At 57.8% G+C, this 19,189-nt stretch carries 15 protein-coding genes; 6 read left to right on the top strand and 9 right to left on the bottom strand.

Annotated elements, in window-relative coordinates:
- Nucleotides 1–387: 387 nt before the first annotated feature.
- Nucleotides 388–1,599 carry an acyl-CoA dehydrogenase family protein gene (locus NLU14_RS17255; protein ID WP_275708809.1) on the bottom strand — a complete coding sequence of 404 codons (1,212 nt, stop codon included), beginning with the start codon at nucleotides 1,597–1,599 and terminating at the stop codon, nucleotides 388–390.
- Nucleotides 1,600–1,718: 119 nt separating this feature from the next.
- Here NLU14_RS17255 and NLU14_RS17250 point away from each other — a divergent pair, with 119 nt between their 5' ends.
- A complete protein-coding gene (locus NLU14_RS17250; RefSeq protein ID WP_275708806.1) occupies nucleotides 1,719–2,612 on the top strand; it encodes a LysR family transcriptional regulator in 894 nt (297 codons plus the stop codon).
- Here the strand turns inward: NLU14_RS17250 and NLU14_RS17245 are convergent, their stop codons facing one another.
- On the bottom strand, nucleotides 2,613–2,969 hold the full coding sequence (locus tag NLU14_RS17245; RefSeq protein WP_275708804.1) for a hypothetical protein: 357 nt from the start codon (nucleotides 2,967–2,969) through the stop codon (nucleotides 2,613–2,615).
- A gap of 204 nt (nucleotides 2,970–3,173) precedes the next feature.
- On the opposite strand from NLU14_RS17245, the gene NLU14_RS17240 reads away from it, so the two are divergent.
- Nucleotides 3,174–4,340, top strand: a complete 1,167-nt coding sequence (locus NLU14_RS17240) for an isocitrate/isopropylmalate dehydrogenase family protein (RefSeq protein WP_275708803.1) — start codon at nucleotides 3,174–3,176, stop codon at nucleotides 4,338–4,340.
- Here NLU14_RS17240 and NLU14_RS17235 read toward each other — a convergent pair.
- From NLU14_RS17235 to NLU14_RS17225, 3 genes are all read right to left on the bottom strand, one after another.
- Nucleotides 4,327–4,896: a YceB family lipoprotein gene (locus NLU14_RS17235; protein ID WP_275708801.1), complete on the bottom strand. Its 570-nt coding sequence runs from the start codon at nucleotides 4,894–4,896 to the stop codon at nucleotides 4,327–4,329. The genes NLU14_RS17240 and NLU14_RS17235 overlap by 14 nt on opposite strands.
- A 106-nt stretch (nucleotides 4,897–5,002) precedes the next feature.
- Nucleotides 5,003–5,194 carry a CPXCG motif-containing cysteine-rich protein gene (locus NLU14_RS17230; protein WP_275708799.1) on the bottom strand — a complete coding sequence of 64 codons (192 nt, stop codon included), beginning with the start codon at nucleotides 5,192–5,194 and terminating at the stop codon, nucleotides 5,003–5,005.
- Nucleotides 5,195–5,199: 5 nt separating this feature from the next.
- Nucleotides 5,200–6,426, bottom strand: a complete 1,227-nt coding sequence (locus tag NLU14_RS17225; RefSeq protein ID WP_275708797.1) for a pyridoxal phosphate-dependent aminotransferase — start codon at nucleotides 6,424–6,426, stop codon at nucleotides 5,200–5,202.
- Between the two features lie 172 nt (nucleotides 6,427–6,598).
- Here NLU14_RS17225 and NLU14_RS17220 point away from each other — a divergent pair, with 172 nt between their 5' ends.
- The gene (locus NLU14_RS17220; protein ID WP_275708795.1) at nucleotides 6,599–7,579 is read left to right on the top strand and encodes a D-2-hydroxyacid dehydrogenase; all 981 of its coding nucleotides are present in this window, start codon (nucleotides 6,599–6,601) and stop codon (nucleotides 7,577–7,579) included.
- Nucleotides 7,580–7,707: 128 nt separating this feature from the next.
- Here NLU14_RS17220 and NLU14_RS17215 read toward each other — a convergent pair whose 3' ends face one another.
- From NLU14_RS17215 to NLU14_RS17200, 4 genes are all read right to left on the bottom strand, one after another.
- A complete protein-coding gene (locus tag NLU14_RS17215) occupies nucleotides 7,708–8,373 on the bottom strand; it encodes a LuxR C-terminal-related transcriptional regulator (RefSeq protein ID WP_027831250.1) in 666 nt (221 codons plus the stop codon).
- A 44-nt stretch (nucleotides 8,374–8,417) separates the two neighbouring features.
- Complete coding sequence (gene acs / locus NLU14_RS17210) at nucleotides 8,418–10,364, bottom strand: acetate--CoA ligase (protein WP_275708792.1); 1,947 nt, start codon at nucleotides 10,362–10,364, stop codon at nucleotides 8,418–8,420.
- Nucleotides 10,365–10,663: 299 nt separating this feature from the next.
- Complete coding sequence (locus NLU14_RS17205; RefSeq protein WP_275708790.1) at nucleotides 10,664–12,199, bottom strand: fatty acyl-CoA reductase; 1,536 nt, start codon at nucleotides 12,197–12,199, stop codon at nucleotides 10,664–10,666.
- Between the two features lie 261 nt (nucleotides 12,200–12,460).
- On the bottom strand, nucleotides 12,461–13,777 hold the full coding sequence (locus NLU14_RS17200; protein ID WP_275708788.1) for an AAA family ATPase: 1,317 nt from the start codon (nucleotides 13,775–13,777) through the stop codon (nucleotides 12,461–12,463).
- A 319-nt stretch (nucleotides 13,778–14,096) separates the two neighbouring features.
- Between NLU14_RS17200 and NLU14_RS17195 the strand changes: the two genes are divergently transcribed.
- The 3 genes from NLU14_RS17195 to NLU14_RS17185 all read left to right on the top strand — a co-directional run bounded on the left by NLU14_RS17195 (nucleotide 14,097) and on the right by NLU14_RS17185 (nucleotide 19,177).
- Nucleotides 14,097–16,076, top strand: coding sequence for an HDOD domain-containing protein (locus tag NLU14_RS17195; protein WP_275708786.1), 1,980 nt, complete (start codon nucleotides 14,097–14,099; stop codon nucleotides 16,074–16,076).
- 24 nt (nucleotides 16,077–16,100) lie between these two features.
- A complete protein-coding gene (locus NLU14_RS17190) occupies nucleotides 16,101–18,275 on the top strand; it encodes an EAL domain-containing response regulator (RefSeq protein ID WP_275708784.1) in 2,175 nt (724 codons plus the stop codon).
- Between the two features lie 248 nt (nucleotides 18,276–18,523).
- Nucleotides 18,524–19,177: a class I SAM-dependent methyltransferase gene (locus NLU14_RS17185; protein ID WP_275708782.1), complete on the top strand. Its 654-nt coding sequence runs from the start codon at nucleotides 18,524–18,526 to the stop codon at nucleotides 19,175–19,177.
- The last annotated feature ends 12 nt before the right edge of the window (nucleotides 19,178–19,189 follow it).

Below are 19,189 nucleotides of genomic sequence, written 5' to 3'. Positions count from 1 at the left end.
TATTTTCCGCTGTGTTTTCGTGATTTTGAATTCGGTGCATGAGCCGTCGACGAGGACATCCTTCTGAAACACGCTGTGAATACGTCCCTGTACGCTCCGCTCCGCCATCCATGGCTCCGCAGGGTTTCAGAAGGATGTCCCCGTCGCCGACTCCCGAAACTTTCAGTTAGCCGATCCATTCTTCCAGAAGGCTCATCAATTACCTGGCTTTCCCTCACAGGCCTACTCCGAAAGTCCGCAGGAGACGGCGGGAGGATGTTTCAGAAACTGTACGGAGCCATGGATGGCGGAGTCCAAGCGTCACATGGATGTGCCGAAGGAGCGTGTTTCTGAAACATCCTCCCGCCGGCTCCATGCACCCAATCAGAGGACCATGGTACAAGCACCTCAGCTCCGATACTTGGCCAGCTCCAACCGGGCAACCATTGCACGATGAACCTCGTCGGGGCCATCGGCCAGGCGCAGAACCCGAGCATAGGCGAACAGCTGGGTCAGCGGGAAGTCGTCATCGCTGACACCGGCACCACCGTGGATCTGAATCGCCTCGTCCACAATCTGCTGAAGCATCTTCGGAATCACCGCCTTGATCATCGAGACTTCCTGCAAGGCACCAGAGATACCCTTGGTATCCAACGCCCAGGCACATTTCAACGTCAGCAACCGCGCCTGCTCAATCGACATGCGGGCATTGGCGATGATGTCCGGGTTACCGCCCAGTTTAGCGATGGGGCGACCGAACGCCTCGCGGCTGGTGGCGCGTTTGATCAACAGTTCCAGGGTGCGTTCCGCCGCACCGATGGCCCGCATGCAATGGTGTACGCGGCCAGGCCCGAGACGGCCCTGTGCGATCTCGAAACCGCGGCCCGGGCCGGCGATGAAGGCGCTCTTGGGCAGGCGCACGTTCTCGAAAGAGACAACACCGTGGCCGTAGGGCTCGTCGTAGGCGCCGAATACCGGCAGCATGCGCTCGATTTTGACGCCCGGGGTGTCCAGGGGTACCAGCACCATGGAGTGGCGGCGGTGTTTGTGGGCGTCCGGGTCGGTCAGGCCCATGAAGATGGCGACCTTGCAGTCCGGATGGCCCACACCGGTGCTCCACCACTTGCGGCCGTTGAGGACCACTTCGTCGCCGTCTACAACGGCAGTCGCTTCCATGTTGGTGGCGTCTGACGAGGCGACAGCCGGCTCCGTCATGCAGAAAGCGGAGCGTACTTCGCCGCTTTGCAGGCGGGGCAGCCATTCGGCTTTCTGTTCCTCGGAACCGTAGTGGATCAGCACTTCCATATTGCCGGTGTCCGGCGCGTTGCAGTTGAAGATTTCCGGGGCAATAAAGCTGCGGCCAGTTTCTTCGGCAATCAGCGCGTAATCGGAGTTCAGCAGACCACACCCGTGTTTTTCGTCCGGGAAGAACATGTTCCACAGGCCCTGAGCTTTGGCCTTTTCCTTCAGTTCCTTGATGATGGGCAGCACAACCCAGCGGTTTTCCTGCGCCATCAGTTCCTTGTGGTACTGCTCTTCGATGGGGAAGATTTCTTCCTTCATGAAGGTTTTGACGCGCTTGAGATAGTCCTGGCCTCTCTCGGAAATATTGAAATCCATCGCCGTATCCTCGTGGTTTGACCGATATCGGCCAGTCTAGATTTCCCTATACTATTACGCGACTGAATTATTCTTATCATCTATTATAAGAATTTCTTATTCACCAACAGGAGGCGCCAATGGCACTCAACCGGCTGGACCTGAACCTGCTGCACGTATTCGACACTATCTACCGGGAAGGCAGCCTGACCCGCGCGGCCAAGGCCCTGCACCTGACCCAGCCCGCGGTCAGCCATTCCCTGTCACGGTTGCGGGAACATTTTGACGACCCACTGTTCAGCCGGCAGGGTAACCAGATGGTGCCAACGCCCCTGGCCCGCCGCTTCCTGGAATCCATGCGCCCGGGCCTGACCCAGGTACAGAGTGCGGTTAACCAGTTCCATGCCTTCGACCCCGCCAACCAGCGCAAAACCTACTCGCTGGCGCTGCGGGATATTCTGGAGTCCACCTTTTTGCCCAAACTGATGGGGCGGTTGGAAAGCTACCCGGAGCTGGAAATCACCAGCCAGAGGGTACCCAGGCGGGATATGGAGACCCAACTGGCGGCCGGCAAGCTGGATTTTGCGGTGGATGTGCTGTTGCCGGTCAGCAACCAGACCGCCCATGAGTTGCTACGGCGGGACCGGCTGGTGGTGCTGGCGAGAAAGGGGCACCCATTAATCGGCAGTGGGCTGACCATGGACAAGTACCTTGAGGCGAAGCACGTTCTGGTGTCGTCCCGCTCCGAGGGGCCAGGCATTGAGGATTTTGAGTTGTCGCGGTTCGGTGTGCAGCGAAACATCCGGCTGCGGTGCCAGCATTATTACGCCGCTTGTCGGGTGGCGGAAGGAACCGACCTGTTATTGACCATGCCGGAGAACTACGCCCGCATGATTGCCGAGCGGGCCGATATCGATATCCATACGGCCCCTGCGGACCTGCCCGCTATCGATGTGCATTTATATTGGCACAAGGCCTATGAAAGGGAGCCGGCGCTGATCTGGTTCCGGGAGCAACTGAACAGCATTGTCTGACTAATACGCGCCTAACAGCTTGAGGAAACCGAAGAAGCCAGCCGCCGTGATACCCAGTGATGCAGCAACGATACCGAACCCCCACCAGATGGCCGCACCGTCAGAGACCGGTGCGTCATGGCCCCGCAATGTACGGTAAAAGGCCCAGGGGCCAAGGATAAAGGCGCCCAGCACCGCAAACACCAGCCCCACACTCACACCGGCAAACGTCCAGGTGGCCAGTACCGTGGCGCGGTCGGATACCTGCTCCTTCACACCGTGGCGAAGCAGGAACTGTTTGCAGAAGAACCAGATCAGGGAGAACAGGATAACGACGAAAATCAGTCCGCCAACGATGGTAATCAGGCGATAGAACAAGGCAAACCCTCAATTGGAATGGATAGTCCGGGAAGTATGGCTCAGCAAGGACCTCAAATCCCGGTTTCTGACTGCACTATAACCAGCAATCCATAACTGGTAAAACTAACCCTCTGTTAAATCGTGTGGAATCCCAGTGCCACATGACTACACTGAATCACACAGCTGACTCTACGATCGCGGCAACAGGAAGGAGTACCCGGAATGGCCCAGAAAACCCGTATTGCTGTAACCCCCGGTGACGGCATCGGCCCTGAAGTGGTTGCCGAGGCTGTACACTGCCTGGAGGCACTGCGCAAACGACACAACCTTCCAATGGAGTGGACACGCTTCCCCTGGCCCTCCCATGCCTGGCACGAGGAAAACGGCGAGTCCATGCCTGCGGATGCGCTGGATCAGCTGAAGCATTACGATGCCATTCTCCTGGGCGCCCTGGGCGACCCCGGCCCGGTTGACGATCCTGACCGCTACCTGCTGCCAGACAGCATCTCCCTGGCGCCCCTGCTGGATATGCGCAAGGGGTTTGACCAGTGGGTCTGCGAACGACCGGCCCGGCTGCTTCCCGGCGCCCGTCAGTACCTTGCCGACGAGCGCGCCAAAGACATCGACATGCTGGTTATCCGCGAGAACAGCGAGGGCGAGTATGTCAGCCAGGGCGGAAGACTTCGCAAAGGTTCACCCGACGAAGTGGCAACCCAGATGGAAGTGTTCACCCGCCGGGCAACCGACCGTATTATTCGCTATGGCTTCGAACAGGCCCGCCTGCGGGCGGCCGTCCGTGCCGAAGAAGGTAGAACCCGCCAGTTCCGCACGCTGGATGGCAAGACCTGCGAGAGCCAGGTATGCATCGTGACCAAACGTAATGCACTACGTTATTGGGGGGATATGTATACCGAAGCCTTTGAGGAGATGGCGAAACAATACCCGGATGTGGCCACCCACCATGAGTTGGTGGATGCCGCCTGCATGAAGTTTGTTCAGGCTCCGTGGGCCTTTGATGTGGTTGTCGCCAGCAACCTGCAGGGTGACATTCTCACCGACCTTGCGGCTGTGCTCTCCGGCGGCATGGGCGTGGCACCTTCCTGTAACCTGAATCCGGACGATTCCGGCATGCCCTCCATGTTCGAGCCCACTCACGGCAGCGCGCCAGACATCGCCGGCCAGGGGCTCGCCGACCCGACCGCCATGTTGTTTACCACCGCACGGATGCTGGAGTGGCTGGGGCGGAAAGACCCAGCGGTGGCTACCGCCGGGCGGGAGCTATTCGACGCCGTTGCTGCGGACCTTGCGGAGAACGCCGGAAGCCGGCGAGGTACCCAGGAGATCGGCCAGGCCGTGCGCGAGCGCCTGGAGAAACTTACTCGGCCATAATAAATTCAAGCCGTCCGGGCGCCACCCTCACGTCCATGGGAACCATGCCAAACATCCGCTGGGTGAAGTCCGCTTCATCCAGGCGGTACACCGGCATGGTTTCCAGCATCTGTGCCACGGCACGCATAACGGTGTCCGTCACCGGCTTGAGATCCCCCTTGAAAAACGGCGAATCGATGCTGCTTTCCAGTAGCTGCAGGCGCCTGATATAGATCGCCTTTTCCTCACTGTCGTACACCGGTGCCCCCTCGACTTTCAGGGCAATATCCACAGGCAGCTTTGCCATCAGGGCATTCAGGGCCACCTGGCCACGCAAATCAATCACCGCCACATCACGGCCATCCGGCCCGAGGGTGATATCCGCGTTGCTCAGGTTGAGGCTGAGTGGCGAACCACTCTGCAACTGCTGGCGATCGAAATCGCTCACGGTATCCTGAAGGTGCCGCTCCAGCGTTGCCTCGGAAATGGAATAGGGAGACAGGCTGGCGCAGCCGCCGAGTAACGCCAGGGAAACCAGAACAAATACCGATAACAGTCGGGACGTTGTTGGGAACATCGGGGACTCTCCTTTAAAGATCGCCATATCCTGCGCGAACCGGGCTGCCTGGGCAAGCTGGCCAGATTAACGATCCTTCAGGAAAAGGCGGGCACGCCAGGAGGCGCTATTCGTTCTCGGCCCGGACATCCACCGTGGGTGTCAGGTTTTCGTCGAGGACCACATGGACCACGATGGGCTGGCAGCACACCTGGCAATCTTCCACATATTCCTGATCCGCCACCGAAGGGTCGACGCTGAGTTCCAGCGTCTCCCAACAGTAGGGGCATTGAACAAGCACCGAGTCCAGGGCCGACATGGTCGTCAGAACTGCTGTTTGGCCATCCAGGGGATGATCCGGTCAAACGCTTCGTCCAGCTTCTCACAGGTTGTGGAGAAACTGATACGAACGGCATTGGTGCAGCCCTCACCAAACGCATCACCGGGCACCAGGCAAACACCGGTTTCCTTGAGCATGCGCAGCGCCAGGTCAGAGCCGTCCACATGGGGCGGAAGATCCGGGAAGGCAAAGAAGGCCCCGCCGGGTTTGTAACCGGTCAGGTAGGGTGTCTGGTCTATCAGCTCCACGACCTTGTCGCGGCGTTCGCGGTAGATGTCCACCATGTTCCTGACGCACTGCTGGTCGCCAGTAAGGGCCGCCACGCCGGCAAACTGGGAAGGCGTGTTGGCAACCGAAGTCGTGAACATGTGAAGCCGCCGGAGCGACTTGATCGCTGCCTGGCTCGAAATCACCCAGCCTACCCGCAACCCGGCCATGCTGTAGGTTTTCGAGAAACTGCTGATGCACATGATGTTGTCCAGGTCCATCGAACAGTTCAGCACGCTGGCGAAGTCGTCATCATCAAAAATGAGATGGTCGTAGACCTCATCCGCGTACACCTGGATACCACGGTAGGCACATTCTTCAAGGATGGTCTCAACGGTACTGCGCGGGTAGACCGCCCCTGTCGGGTTATTGGGGTTGTTCAGGATCAGCGCAAAAGTACGGGGCCCCATGGCGCGGATCACTTCATCCGGGTCCAGTTGGTGATCGTTGTCGGCGCGGGTGGGTACAAACTTGACCTCTCCACCATTCATGCGGATCAGGGGCGCGTACAGCAGGAAGGAGGGGTCTGTCACGATGAACTGCCGCCCGGGCGCGGAAGTTGCCGAAATCGCCAGGTACATGGCCTCGGTGGCCCCGCTGGTAATCAGGATATTGTCCCGGGTCAGCTTGCGATCATAACGGGCGCCATAATAGTCCCGCAGAGCGACCAGCAACTCGGGCAGGCCCGCATCCATGGTGTAACCCGTCTGCCCGGCATTGAGCGCATCGATGTAGGCATCAATGACGTGCTTGGGTGTCGGCAAATCCGGCTGACCGATGGAAAGATGAATGACATCCTTCATGGTGGCCGCCATATTCACCATGCGACGAATGCCCGGCACCGGAACCGCCTGCATCGCCGGGTTCCAACTGGCCTTGTTCTTCCGGTATTTCACTTTACGCGGTTTGGTCTGGCCGGTCTCTTTATTGGCGGCTTCTGCCATAAACACCTCCTGAAACGGGGCAAAATAATAGCTACCCCTGCAGGTTAGTCAGTAAACAGGGGGCGTACAAGACATTTGACCACTTCACGCTCAGATACCAGACTGTCAGGCAGACATCCGGACTGTCGATCACCGCGACCGGACGCGGACAAACTTCATTGGCGGAGGACAGATGACCCGACACAGCAAACCGGTTGTGACCGTTCTGACAGCACCCGGAGAAAATGAGCCACCTGGCATGGATGCGTTACGCGCACGGGCAGAGGTTCGTTTTGCCTCGGATGAGCCCACCCTCAGGGACACCCTGCCGGGCACCGAGGTGATGATGGTGACGGACTTCCGTACCGAAGCACTGGCTGCTGCATGGCCTTCCGCGGACAAACTGAAGTGGATTCACGCCACCAGTGCCGGCGTTGATGCGCTGATGTTCCCTGACCTGATCGATGGCGATGTGATTGTTACCAACGCGCGGGGTATCTTTGATCGCACCATTGCCGAATACGTGCTGTGCACAATTCTGATGTTCGCCAAGGACTTTCCCCATTCACTGCGCCTGCAGGCGGACCACAAATGGCAGCACAGGGAAACGGAGAGAGCCGAAGGCAAACAGGTTCTCATCGTTGGCGCTGGCTCCATTGGCGGCCAGATCGCCCGCCTGTGCAGGGCTGCGGGTCTGAAACCCCACGGCATCGCCCGCAAGCCCCGCCATGACGACCCTGACTTTATTGCAGTCCATGGCAATGACGACCTGACCGAGCAGCTTGGCCTCGCGGACTTTGTGGTCATCGCCGCGCCGCTGACACCGCAGACCGAAGGTCTGTTCAATGAGAAAGCCTTCAAGTCCATGCGCAAAACCGCCCGCCTGATCAACATCGGCCGCGGCCCGGTGGTCAAGACCGACGACCTGATTGCCGCCCTGAAAAACGGCGACATCGCCGGCGCAGCCCTTGACGTGTTTGAAGAAGAGCCCCTGCCGGAGGATCACCCTCTCTGGAGCATGGAAAACGTCATCATGACCCCCCATATGTCCGGGGATTTCATCGGCTGGAAACGGGCGTTGACCGACCAGTTCCTGGAGAACCTGGACCGGTGGCACCAGGGTGAGGAGCTGTTCAATCTGGTGGATAAGAAACTGGGATATGCCAGTAAGTGAGCCTGGAGGGTTAACGCTGGCTGGGTTGTCGGATTACGGCTTTGCCTAATCCGACCTACAAGAGAAGCAGGCCCGCAAACGTAGGTCGGATTAGCCGAAGGCGTAATCCGACGAAACCTTCAGGCCAATCAGCTACCAGACAATGACGTATCCGAAGGGTCAATCTCCATCTGCTGGATCGCAATCACCGCCTGGGTCCGGTTGCGAACTCCCAGCTTCCGGAACACCGCCGTGATATGCGCCTTGATGGTGGCCTCCGACACGTCCAGATCATAGGCGATCTGTTTGTTCAGGAGCCCCTCGGCCAGCATACCCAGCACCCGGAACTGCTGCGGCGTCAGCGACGCCAGCTTTTCGGAAAAATCCGTCATGTCCGAATGCATCCGCTCGATCTTGTCCGCCACTCCCTCCGGCAGCCAGACATCCCCTTCCAGGACCGCCTGAATCGCCTCGGTGATGGTCGGCAAGGGCGCGGACTTCGGAATGAAGCCAGACGCCCCGTAGTCGATCGAACGGCGCATCACCTGCATTTCCTCCGATCCTGACACAACCACCACGGGCAACCCGGGATACTGCCCGCGCATGAACACGAGCCCCGAGAAACCATGGGCGCCCGGCATATTCAGATCCAGCAACACCAGATCCGCATCCGGATGCGACTCCACCGCCGCCTGCAGCGCCTTGATGCTGTCCACTTCCACTGTTCTGGCATCAGGTACCGCCTGACTGACCGCCTGTTTCAAAGCTGCCCGAAACAGCGGGTGATCATCGGCGACGATAATGGTTTGTGTCATTCAACAGTTTCCTCACAGGTACACAGCCTGATAACAAGCAGGCCTTACTTGTTGGCACGACCGCTGATCAGGTCATCCACCACACCCGGGTCCGCCAGGGTGGAGGTGTCTCCCAACTGATCGTGCTCGTTGGATGCAATCTTACGCAAAATCCGACGCATAATCTTGCCAGAACGGGTCTTGGGCAGTCCAGGCGCCCACTGGATCACATCCGGAGACGCAATCGGACCAATTTCCTTACGCACCCACTGGACCAGTTCCTTTTTCAGCTCGTCGGTGGGCTCCTCGCCGTGAACCAGGGTCACGTAGACATAGATGCCCTGCCCCTTGATCTCATGGGGGTAGCCTACCACAGCGGCTTCAGCGACCTTGTCGTGAGCCACCAGGGCGCTCTCTACCTCAGCCGTACCCAGGCGGTGACCGGACACGTTCAGTACGTCGTCCACGCGGCCGGTGATCCAGTAGTAGCCATCTTCATCGCGACGGGCGCCGTCACCGGTGAAGTACATACCTTTGTAAGTACTGAAGTAGGTCTGTTTGAAACGCTCATGATCGCCAAAGATGGTGCGCATCTGGCCCGGCCAGCTGTCCAGGATAACCAGGTTACCCTCGGTCTTGCCCTCCAGAATCTTGCCATCATTGTCCACCAGCGCCGGCTTCACACCGAAGAACGGAACAGTGGCGGAGCCAGGCTTGAGATCAATCGCGCCCGGCAGCGGCGAAATCAGGATACCGCCGGTTTCGGTCTGCCACCAGGTGTCCACAATCGGGCACTTGCTGTTGCCAATCACGCGGTGGTACCACTCCCAGGCTTCGGGGTTGATTGGTTCACCCACCGAGCCCAGCAGGCGCAGGCTTTCACGTTTGGTACCGTCCATGCACGACTCGCCTTCGGCCATCAGGGCACGAATGGCGGTGGGCGCTGTGTACAGGATATTTACCTTGTGCTTGTCCACCACCTGGCCCATGCGGGAGGTGTCCGGATAGTTGGGCACACCCTCGAACAACACGGTAACCGCACCGTTGGCAAGCGGGCCGTACAGGATGTAGCTATGGCCGGTGACCCAGCCGAAATCCGCCGTACACCAGTAAATGTCGCCATCGTGGTAGTCGAAGACGTATTCATGGGTCATGGAGGTGAAGACCATGTAACCGCCGGTGGTGTGCAGCACGCCTTTCGGCGCGCCGGTGGAACCGGAGGTGTACAGCATGAACAGCGGATCTTCCGCGTTCATGGGCTCGGCGGGGCAGTCTGTCGATGCGCCCTTCATGAGTTCTTCATAGCTCTGGTCGCGGCCGTCTTTCCAGGGCACATCGCCGCCGGTGCGCTTGACTACAATGACCTTGTCCACATTGGCGCCGGCCTCATTGTTCAGGGCCGCGTCGACGTTTTTCTTGAGCGGGATCTTGCGGCCACCGCGAACGCCTTCATCAGCGGTTACCACAAAACGGGACTTGCCGTTGGCAATGCGGGCACCGAGTGCTTCCGGTGAGAAGCCACCGAAGACAACAGAGTGAATGGCACCGATACGGGCACAGGCCAGCATGGCAACACCCGTTTCAACGATCATCGGCATGTAGATGGTGACCACATCGCCTTTCTTCACACCCTGGGATTTCAGGACATTGGCGAACTTACAGGTTTCTTCATACAGTTCGCGGTAGGTCACATTGCGGGAATCGGCGGGATCGTCACCTTCGAAAATAATCGCCGTCTGGTCGCCACGCTTTTCCAGGTGACGGTCCAGGCAGTTGGCGGCGGCGTTCAGCTGGCCGTCTTCAAACCACTTGATGGAAAGGTTGTCGTAATCGTAAGTGGTGTTCTTCACCTTTGAGAAAGGCTTGATCCAGTCCAGCCGCTTACCGTGTTCGGCCCAGAAGGTTTCCGGGTCTTCCACCGACTGGTTATACATCTTCTCGTACTGATCCCGGTTTAGCAGGGCCCGTTTGGCCACGTCCGGAGTTACCGGATAAACCTGTTTATCAGTCATTGTGCTCCCCCTTATAGTCAGAGTCTGTTGTCATTATCGGTTTTTTAATAAAGAGCGTGCCGGGCAAAAAAAGCCCTGAAGACGGATACCCATAGTTCAACATGCGTGCCAGTGAACAATGAATTAGACTAACGTCCTAACATGCCAGCACTTTTAGCCAAAATGACGGTTTCACGAGGGGTAACCCTGTTGAGCTGGGGCCTGACTTACAGGATAGCCCCACTGACAGAAACAACAAGTGGAAGACCGACCCCTGGGGCCAGGGGGGCCGGATGAACCGAGAGCCGAATGACCGAGTGTTACGCAGCTTTCCTGCGAGCCTGGGTGGTGCGCAGGCTATACAGCTTCCTCTCATTGAGGGCATAACGGTTAAGGCCACCAAGGTGGATCTTGCGCAGGTATAGCTGCCAGTCGATCTGGCGCGCATCCACCGGGAACAACATCCGGTCCAGTTCGCCCATCCGGGAAGACAGCGCCATCAGCTTATCGTTGCGGAAGATATAGTCCGGCGCCGTGTAGAAGCCAAATATGGTTGCCAGTGACCGGGTGGTATCGAGGTTCTTCAGCACTTTCAGTTCCCGGTTCTGGCCAGCCAGCCTTAGCACCTTGCCAGCAATCGACAATGGCACACGCATTCCGCCAACCACAACATCGAACAGTTTGCGGTTTACCGCAATAAAGGGTTTGGTGGGTTGGCGATAGAACAACTGGTCGTACTCGGCGTAGTTGGACTTGGCCTCCGCCATCAGGTGGTCAATGAACTCCCCCAGTGAAATCGGGTTGGAACTGCCACTGCAGCATTGATAGATGCGACGTTGTCCCGACTGGGAAATGGCTTCGGCCAGCGACAGAACGATGGTGTTGGCGACCAGGTCCACGGGAATGACGTCAATGATGCCGCTGCGTTTACCCGGGAACAACGACACTTTCTCTCGGGCATAAGCGAGGATAATGGCGTCGGCCACCTTCACGCCTTCTATCCAGCCCGGAGAAGGCTCTTCCAGTGCGCTCTCAATTATGGACGGGCGCACTATCGTCAGGGAACGACCCGCCAGCGCTTTCATCAGCAATTGCTCACCCAGCCACTTGGTGAAGGTGTAGGTGTCACTCCAGCCGTAGGTGTTGGCTTCGCGAATCCCCAGGTCCACCAGTTTCTTTTCCAGCACTTTGCCGGAGTATCGGGCCTGGACATCGGATATCTTGTCCTGCAGCAGATGCAGAAGTTCTTCAATTTCATAGTAGCCATCAGGGTTACGGGGAACGGTCTCGCCAGCCGGTTTGATCACGGACTCGGTAACCTGGCCGGAATTCTTGCCATTCACGTAGCAGGTGGACACCTGGATAACCGCCATCCTGCTGTTGAGCTCAGCCAGTGCGGCAATGTTCTCAAGGCACAGGGTGTTTATTTTCAAGGCCTTATCGAGCTCTTCACGGAAATTCACACTGGCCGCGGAATTGATAAATGCATCCACCTGGCCGGCAAGCGCCCGGAATCGATCCGGCACGAGCCCGAAACGGGGCTCGGTCACCTCGCCGGTAATGCAGTGGACGCGCTCATCGAGAAAGGTTTCAAACGCCTCGTTGTCGTCGTGTCGAAGACGCTCAAAAACCGAAGAACTGGCAATCTCATTGAGGAACCGCTCCCGTGCTCCGGGGTATCTTTTGTTGCCACGGATCAAAAGGTGAATACCACCAATATCCGGCACCGTGCGAATCAGTTTTTCCAGCACCACCTTGCCAAGAAATCCGGTGGTACCGGTTATCAGCACGTGCTTTCCGCGTAATTGTTCAAGAACACCGGACGCTGACGCTCCGTATTGCTGCTGTTGTGCCATGGCGGGAACTCCTTCTCAAATTTACTGTGTAGCCATCAAGTGCAGTCGGTTTTCAGGTTAGAAACTGCTTCGCCTGACCACTGCATTTTGCGGGCCACGATTCCGGGAATAAGGCTAATTTTTGCACAGACGGAATGACAGTGCGGTGACATAGAGCAAAGTTACGCTACAAATTGCATCAATAATATGACAATTAAATAAGGTGACTCGGCACGGAAAAAGGAAGTGAAAAAAAGTGGGTGAAAAGCAGGTAAAAAACAGTCAGGAGCCGTTCTTGTCCGTGCCCGCCAGAGAGCGCAGGAGCTGGTCCAGGGAGATGTTGGAGGGCTGTTCCTTGAGCGCCCTGATCAAACGGCTCTGCTCACCAAAGCTGATGCGATCGTAATAGGGTTCCCGCTCTTTCCTGGGTCTTGCGGGTTCTTCTGCCTCATGCCGGGCAACCCCGGGGGCGACCTGGGCTGCCAGATGGCGGAGATGGGTCGCCATATGCTCCCTTTGTTCCTTATCCAGTTTATCCCAGTCAAGGGACCCCAGGCCGGTCTGGATGATCTCAATTGTATCCGCATCCATCCTGCGCCCCAACAGTGCAAACAGCCCCTGAAACGCTTCATAACGCAGCAGAGGCTTATCATTACTCCCTGCAAGTATTTCGCCGAGTTCCGCAGTCAGCCGCTTGCATTCCTGTGCCGGGTCCACCGGCACTTTCGGTTGTTTACTGCCAGTTGATTGCACCTGTTCCGTAGCCCCGGAAGACACCCGGTGCCAGTATGCTGCAATCCCGGCCTTGCGCGGTGGCAACTGGCGCAGCCTCACGTTCAGCATGTCGGCCAGTGTGCGAAACTGACGGCTGGACGGATCGGAGGCCGGCATCAGTGCTACCGGGCGCTGGTTCAGTACCGACTGGCGCAGGGTTTCGTCCCGCCAGATCGCGCCAAGATAGTGTAACTGCAATCCCAAGTGCCGCTGCGCGGCTGCGTCAAGGCGCTGGAATACCGAACGGGCCTGGCTGGCGCCCTGGGCCATATTCACCAGCACACTGGGCGTTCTGCGATAGCCGCGGCGAATCAGCAGCTTGATCAGGGAGAAAGCGTCGGTCAGCGAAGCGGGGTCTGGCGTCACCACCACACAGGCCAGTTCCGCCGCAGCGATCATGTGCATACCGGTCTTCTGCAAACCGGAGGCGGTATCCGTGATCACATAATCGTAATCCTTCTCCAGCCGGGAGAGCGCCTTGAGCACCCGAAGGCTTTCCTCCGCGGCCATGTCAACGCATTGCTCAACCCCCGATGCACCGGGAATGATATGCAACCCCCACTCGGCCTCCATGATCACGTCCCGCAGCCCGCAATCGCCTGCCATAACGTTGGCGAGGGTGCGTTCCGGATAGCGCCCCAGCATGATACTAACGTTGGCCAGGTCGGTGTCACCATCCAGCAACAAAACCCTGTAACCCTCCCTTGCAAGTGTCAGGGAAAGATTCAGGGCCACCGATGTTTTACCGACGCCACCCTTGCCACCGGTAATGGCCAGTGTCCTGGGCTGTTTCGGAATGTGCCTGGAAGTGCGGGAGTCCGTCATGAATGCTTATAGGCGCTGTCTGGTCCGTTGACTAACACGTAATCCGGGTGGAAATTTGAGTACTGTGTCAAAGTGTAACCCGGACAGGGTTCTAACTGTAGACAAAAACATGCCGTTTGGCCGACCAATCATGGGTGAATTGACGACATTTAACCTGTAAAAAGTTTACACACATCACAACACAGGTAATACTTTGCCTAAAAAAGGAACAATAACTATTTAATAAATGCGGCTTATTGTCTAAGCTCATTCCGATCAGTGTTTATGAACAAACCGTCAGAAACTGACGACTTATCTGACACGGCACACAGGCAAGCCTATGCATATTGCCCCTGACATACAGCTACCAAGTCTCCCGGAGGTTACTCTCAGGGCGCTGGAAGCCTGTCATCAGGAGGAAAGCTATCGCCGGATAAGTGACATTGTTTCCGCAGACACCGCCCTGGTTACACGGGTTCTCGCACTGGCCAATTCGGCACTTTACGGCCCCGCCGCCCAAATCCGATCCATCGACCAGGCCCTGCTCAGGCTGGGTACACGACGCTTCCATACCCTGGTACTGACAGCAGCCCTGCGCCAGATCCTTTACGAACTCGGGGCGGACCAGTGGCAACAGCTACGGGATTTCTGGCGCCACTCCCTGACCACCGCCCTCACCGCAAGAGCCCTGGCAACACTGACACGCTACCCGGAGCCCGATCAGGCCTTCATGCTGGGTATGCTTCACAACGTTGGTGAACTGATTGCACTCAAAACTCCGCCGGGAGAAACCCAACAATTCTATTTTGACCACCAGTCCGACATTGCCGCGGAACTGGTCAACTCCTGGGGCCTGGGCCCAATGGCGGTTGATGCCATGCGTTACCAGCAGGCCATGCCCACTGAAATCCGCGATGCGGGGCATCTGGTTAAATTGATCAGCCTGGCGACTCGACTGGCACTGTCCGATGCTGCCGGTATTGCTGCGGCCGGAACGATATTTGGCCTCAACGAAGAGCTGACACGGGAAATCAACCGCCGCATCGACCAGGAAGTAAGCGGCGTGGCCGAATCGCTGGGTATTCCGCTGTCCGAGGAATACGACGCCAGCCACTCCAACCACAAGCTCAAGCAGACCATTCTTAAGCAGGCCATGGCGAGCCAGGCGCTGGAACTGTCGCCGATCCGTGGCAGCGCCCAGGAATGCCTGGCCGCAACCGTCAGCAGCCTGACACTGATCACCGGCCTGCCGGCCCTCTATTTTGGCCAGGCCGGAGATGGGCTCACGCTGCTGTCCGCCAGCAATGGCGATATTCCCGATCTCACAGTGGCCAGCGGGCCAGCCGACAGCGTACTGACCGAGGCATTCAGCAGCGGTAACACGTTGTGCCTCGACGACCGCTCACCAACGGTACTCGACCGCCAGTTGCTTTCGCTACTGAAAACCCCTTCACTGGTGGCCATCCCGGTGAATGGCGAAGAACAATGCGCCGGCGTGTTTATCGTGGGCACTGACAGTGAAAGCTCGGGGCAGACGGAAGAGCTGGGGCGTCTGTTCAGTGAAAAACTGTCCGCAGCCGTGGCTGCCACGCTGTCCGATAGCGGAAGCAACCAGGACGGCATGGAGGCAGAGCTGGCCCGACAGGCCATCCGTCGCCAGGTCCATGAGGTAAGCAACCCGCTGACCATCATTCGCCAGTATATCTATCAGCTGCGCAACCGCCTGGACGATGACGAGGTACAGGAAGAACTGGACGTCATACGGGACGAGCTAGACCGGGCCGGAGATCTGCTGCTGCAGATCAGTCGCTCGCCAAACCATGACATGGCGGAGCCCACTGGTGTCTGCAATCTTAACGACGAACTGCGAATTCTGAGGGACCTGCTGGAAGACAGCCTGTTCAGTGGAGAGGAAAAGACGCTGGAACTGGAGCTTTGCGAAGACCCGACCGATGTCGCCGTGCCTGGCGCGGTCATCCGGCAGGTGGTTATTAACCTGGTTCGCAATGCGGCAGAGTGCCTTGCCAGAGGTGGCGAAGTGTCTATTCACACGCTCGCCCCAGTTTGGCAAAGCGGAAAAACCTGGGTTGAACTGGAGGTGTCGGACACAGGCAATGGAATTCCTGCCGACGTTCGCAAAAACCTGTTTTCGCCGGTTCGGTCCACCAAGGGCAAGGGCCATAGCGGCCTGGGCCTGAGCGTAGTCAAACAGCTTATTGATGACATGGAGGGCATCATTAATTGCCGCACAGGGCGTGGAGGGACAGCGTTCAGAATACTGTTCCCCGCGGCGGCAAATAAAAAAAACGATGACGAATGACGAAGAAGCGACGGGCATACTGACATGAAACCTGCGAGCACCGAATGGACTTCCGGTAACGGAGCAACGGCACGTATCCTTGTCGTCGATGACGACCCGAGACTGCTATCCGGCCTGGCATCACTGCTCAGGAGTAAGGGATATGAAGTCACCGAAGCAGAAGGTGGCCGCATGGCGTGCCGCATTCTTGAGGAGGAATCCTTCGACCTGGCAATGCTGGATCTGCGCATGCCCGATGTGGACGGATTCGATGTCATGGAACGCCTCTCTTCCGGGCAACCCGACTGTGGAGTGATCGTTGTCAGCGGGGAGAGCTCGTTCAGTTCCGTCAGCCGCGCCCTGCGAAGGGGGGCGCTGGACTACATCCGCAAACCTTTCGACCCGGAAGAACTGCTGGCGACCGTCGACGGCGTTCTCGGCAAGCGATCACTGATCCGCGCCCACGAACACATTCGCATGCGCCTGGAGAAGTCGGAAGAACTTCACCGCTACATCGTCAACAGCTCACCCGATATTGTGTTCATGCTCGATGGCGATGGCCATTTCTGCTTCGTGAACAGCAAGATCGAAAGCCTGCTTGGCTACCAGCCCGCTGAACTCTGTGGCCGTCACTTTCGTCACATACTGGATGACCGGGACATTGCGCGGGGCACCTATGCCCTCAAGGGCCCCAACATAACAGCAGACAACCCCCGTACACTGGAAGTGCGCCTGAAAACCCGGGGCAGCCGCAAGGCCACCCGGCATTTCGAAATCACCGCCTTTCCCATTGATCCGGAAACCTGGCCCCATTCCAACGACGAGGATGGCAAATACAGCGGTCGCGACGCCCGATATTACGGCACCGCCCGCGATGTCACCGAGCGTAAGGAAGCAGAAGCCTTTATCAATTTCCAGGCCTACCACGACCTGCTGACCCGACTGCCGAACCGCGCCCTGTTCAAGGACCGGCTGGATCTGGCCATTACCCATGCCCGTCGCAGCGACCAGAAGCTGGCGGTGATGTTCCTCGATCTGGACCGCTTCAAGGTCATCAATGACACCCTAGGCCATGCCATGGGCGACCGCCTGCTGCAAGCAGTCACACAGCGACTGGAACGTTGCCTTCGCAAGGGCGACACCCTGTCCCGCTTCGGTGGTGATGAGTTCACCCTGCTGCTGCCCTCCATTCACAACCACGAGGACGCGCGACAGATCTCGAAAAAGCTGATCAAGGCCCTGCGTGCGCCTTTCCAGTTAGGCGAACATGAGGTCTTCGTTGGTGTAAGCATCGGCATTGCCATCTACCCGGACGCTGGCGAATCCATGGATCACCTGATCCAGAATGCCGACATCGCCATGTACCACGTCAAGGCCAGGGGCAAGGACGGCTACCGTTTCTACTCCGAGAGCATGAGCATTGATACCGCCAATCGCCTGAGCCTGGAAAGGGACCTGCGGCTGGCGCTGGAGCGTGACGAGCTGCGGGTGTTCTATCAGCCCCAGGTCTGCTCCTCCACCAATCGCGTCGTCGGCCTGGAGGCCCTGGTACGGTGGCAACACCCGGAAAGGGGACTGCTCTATCCGCGGGACTTCCTGCCACTGGCCGAAGAAACCAAGCTGATCGCCAAGCTCAGTGAATGCGTACTGGACCAGGCCTGCCACGACGTCGGCCAGTGGATTCGCGAAGGCCACAGCGACCTGCGCCTGGCCGTCAATCTGTCACCCGTTCAGGTGGAACATCCCCGTTTCGTGGAAACCCTGATGGGACAGATCCACGCCCACGGATTCCCACCCCAGAACCTGGAAATCGAGATCACGGAAAACGTGATCATGAACGATCTTGAGCAGATCAGTCAGAAACTCCGGGAGTTGGCTTCATTCGGTGTCAGGATTGCCATTGATGATTTCGGCACCGGCTATTCGTCCCTGAACTACATCCACCGGCTGCCCATCCACACCCTGAAGGTGGACCAGTCGTTTGTGAAAGCCATCCGCAGTGGCGAGGATGGCGCCTGTATCGTTAACGCCATTATTGCCATGGCCCATGGCCTGAAGCTGGAAATTGTAGCCGAAGGCGTGGAAACGGATGAACAACTGGCCTACCTCAAAAGCCTGGGCTGCCATCAGGTACAGGGATTCTTCTACGGCCCGGCAAGACCCGCCGACGTGATCGCCAAGACCCTCGGACATGTGCCAGTGCGCGCTGTCGCCTTCTGAATCCTTACCCCTCCTTATCTTTCGATACTCCATTGTCTGACAGTCAGATCTAAAATGTTGATCTGGTTTGCAAAGTGTTTCAGTTCGTTACTTTGTGTATCTGGAAATGCGCGTTACTGCACATAATTCCCCCCTCGCCTTCTCTAAGCTCAAATCCATAAGGCGCTTCCATCAGATCACCTTCGGGTGAACCAACAATCACAAAAATGATGGCGGCATCCACAGGATCTGGACAGGCGAAAGGCACCATGCGCGATAAATACAAATACATTGGTCCGGTTTACGATTTTCTGAGCAACCTCTATAGCGGCAAGAACATCCATCGATGCAAGACCGCCATGCTGGACGTGGAAACCGTGAAGCCCGGAGCCCGCATCCTGTTCGCCGGCGTTGGCCATGGCCGCGATGCGATCCGCGCTGCTGAACTGGGCGCAGACGTTACCGTTGTGGACCTGTCCGAAACCATGCTGCGCAAGTTTGCCGAAGCCCAGGAAAAAGAAGCCCCGCACCTGACCATCCGCCGCATCCACAGCGACATCATGAAGGTGGAAGAGTTCGAGCACTACGACATGGTGGTGGCCAACTTTTTCCTCAACGTGTTCGATGAGGACATGATGGTGCGGGTTCTGGAGCACCTGATCCGTCTGGGCAAGGCTGACGCCAGGGTTGTGGTGGGCGACTTCTGCTACCCCACCGGCAACATCGTGGCTCGTCTGTTCAAGAAAATGTACTGGTATATGGCCGTGTTTATCTTCTGGCTGTTCGCCAACAACGCCTTCCACAAGATCTACAACTACCCCGAGCACATGCAGCGCCTCGGCCTGCAGGTGACCGAGAAAAAGCACTTCAAGCTGCTGAACATGAATTGCTACTGGTCAATCCTGGGACGGAAACAGGCATAGACACGGGATCTC

This window comes from Marinobacter iranensis (assembly GCF_029207565.1).
GTDB lineage: Bacteria > Pseudomonadota > Gammaproteobacteria > Pseudomonadales > Oleiphilaceae > Marinobacter > Marinobacter iranensis.
The sequence above is the reverse complement of the archived record's forward strand: the minus strand, read 5'-3'. Positions and strand labels throughout refer to the sequence as shown.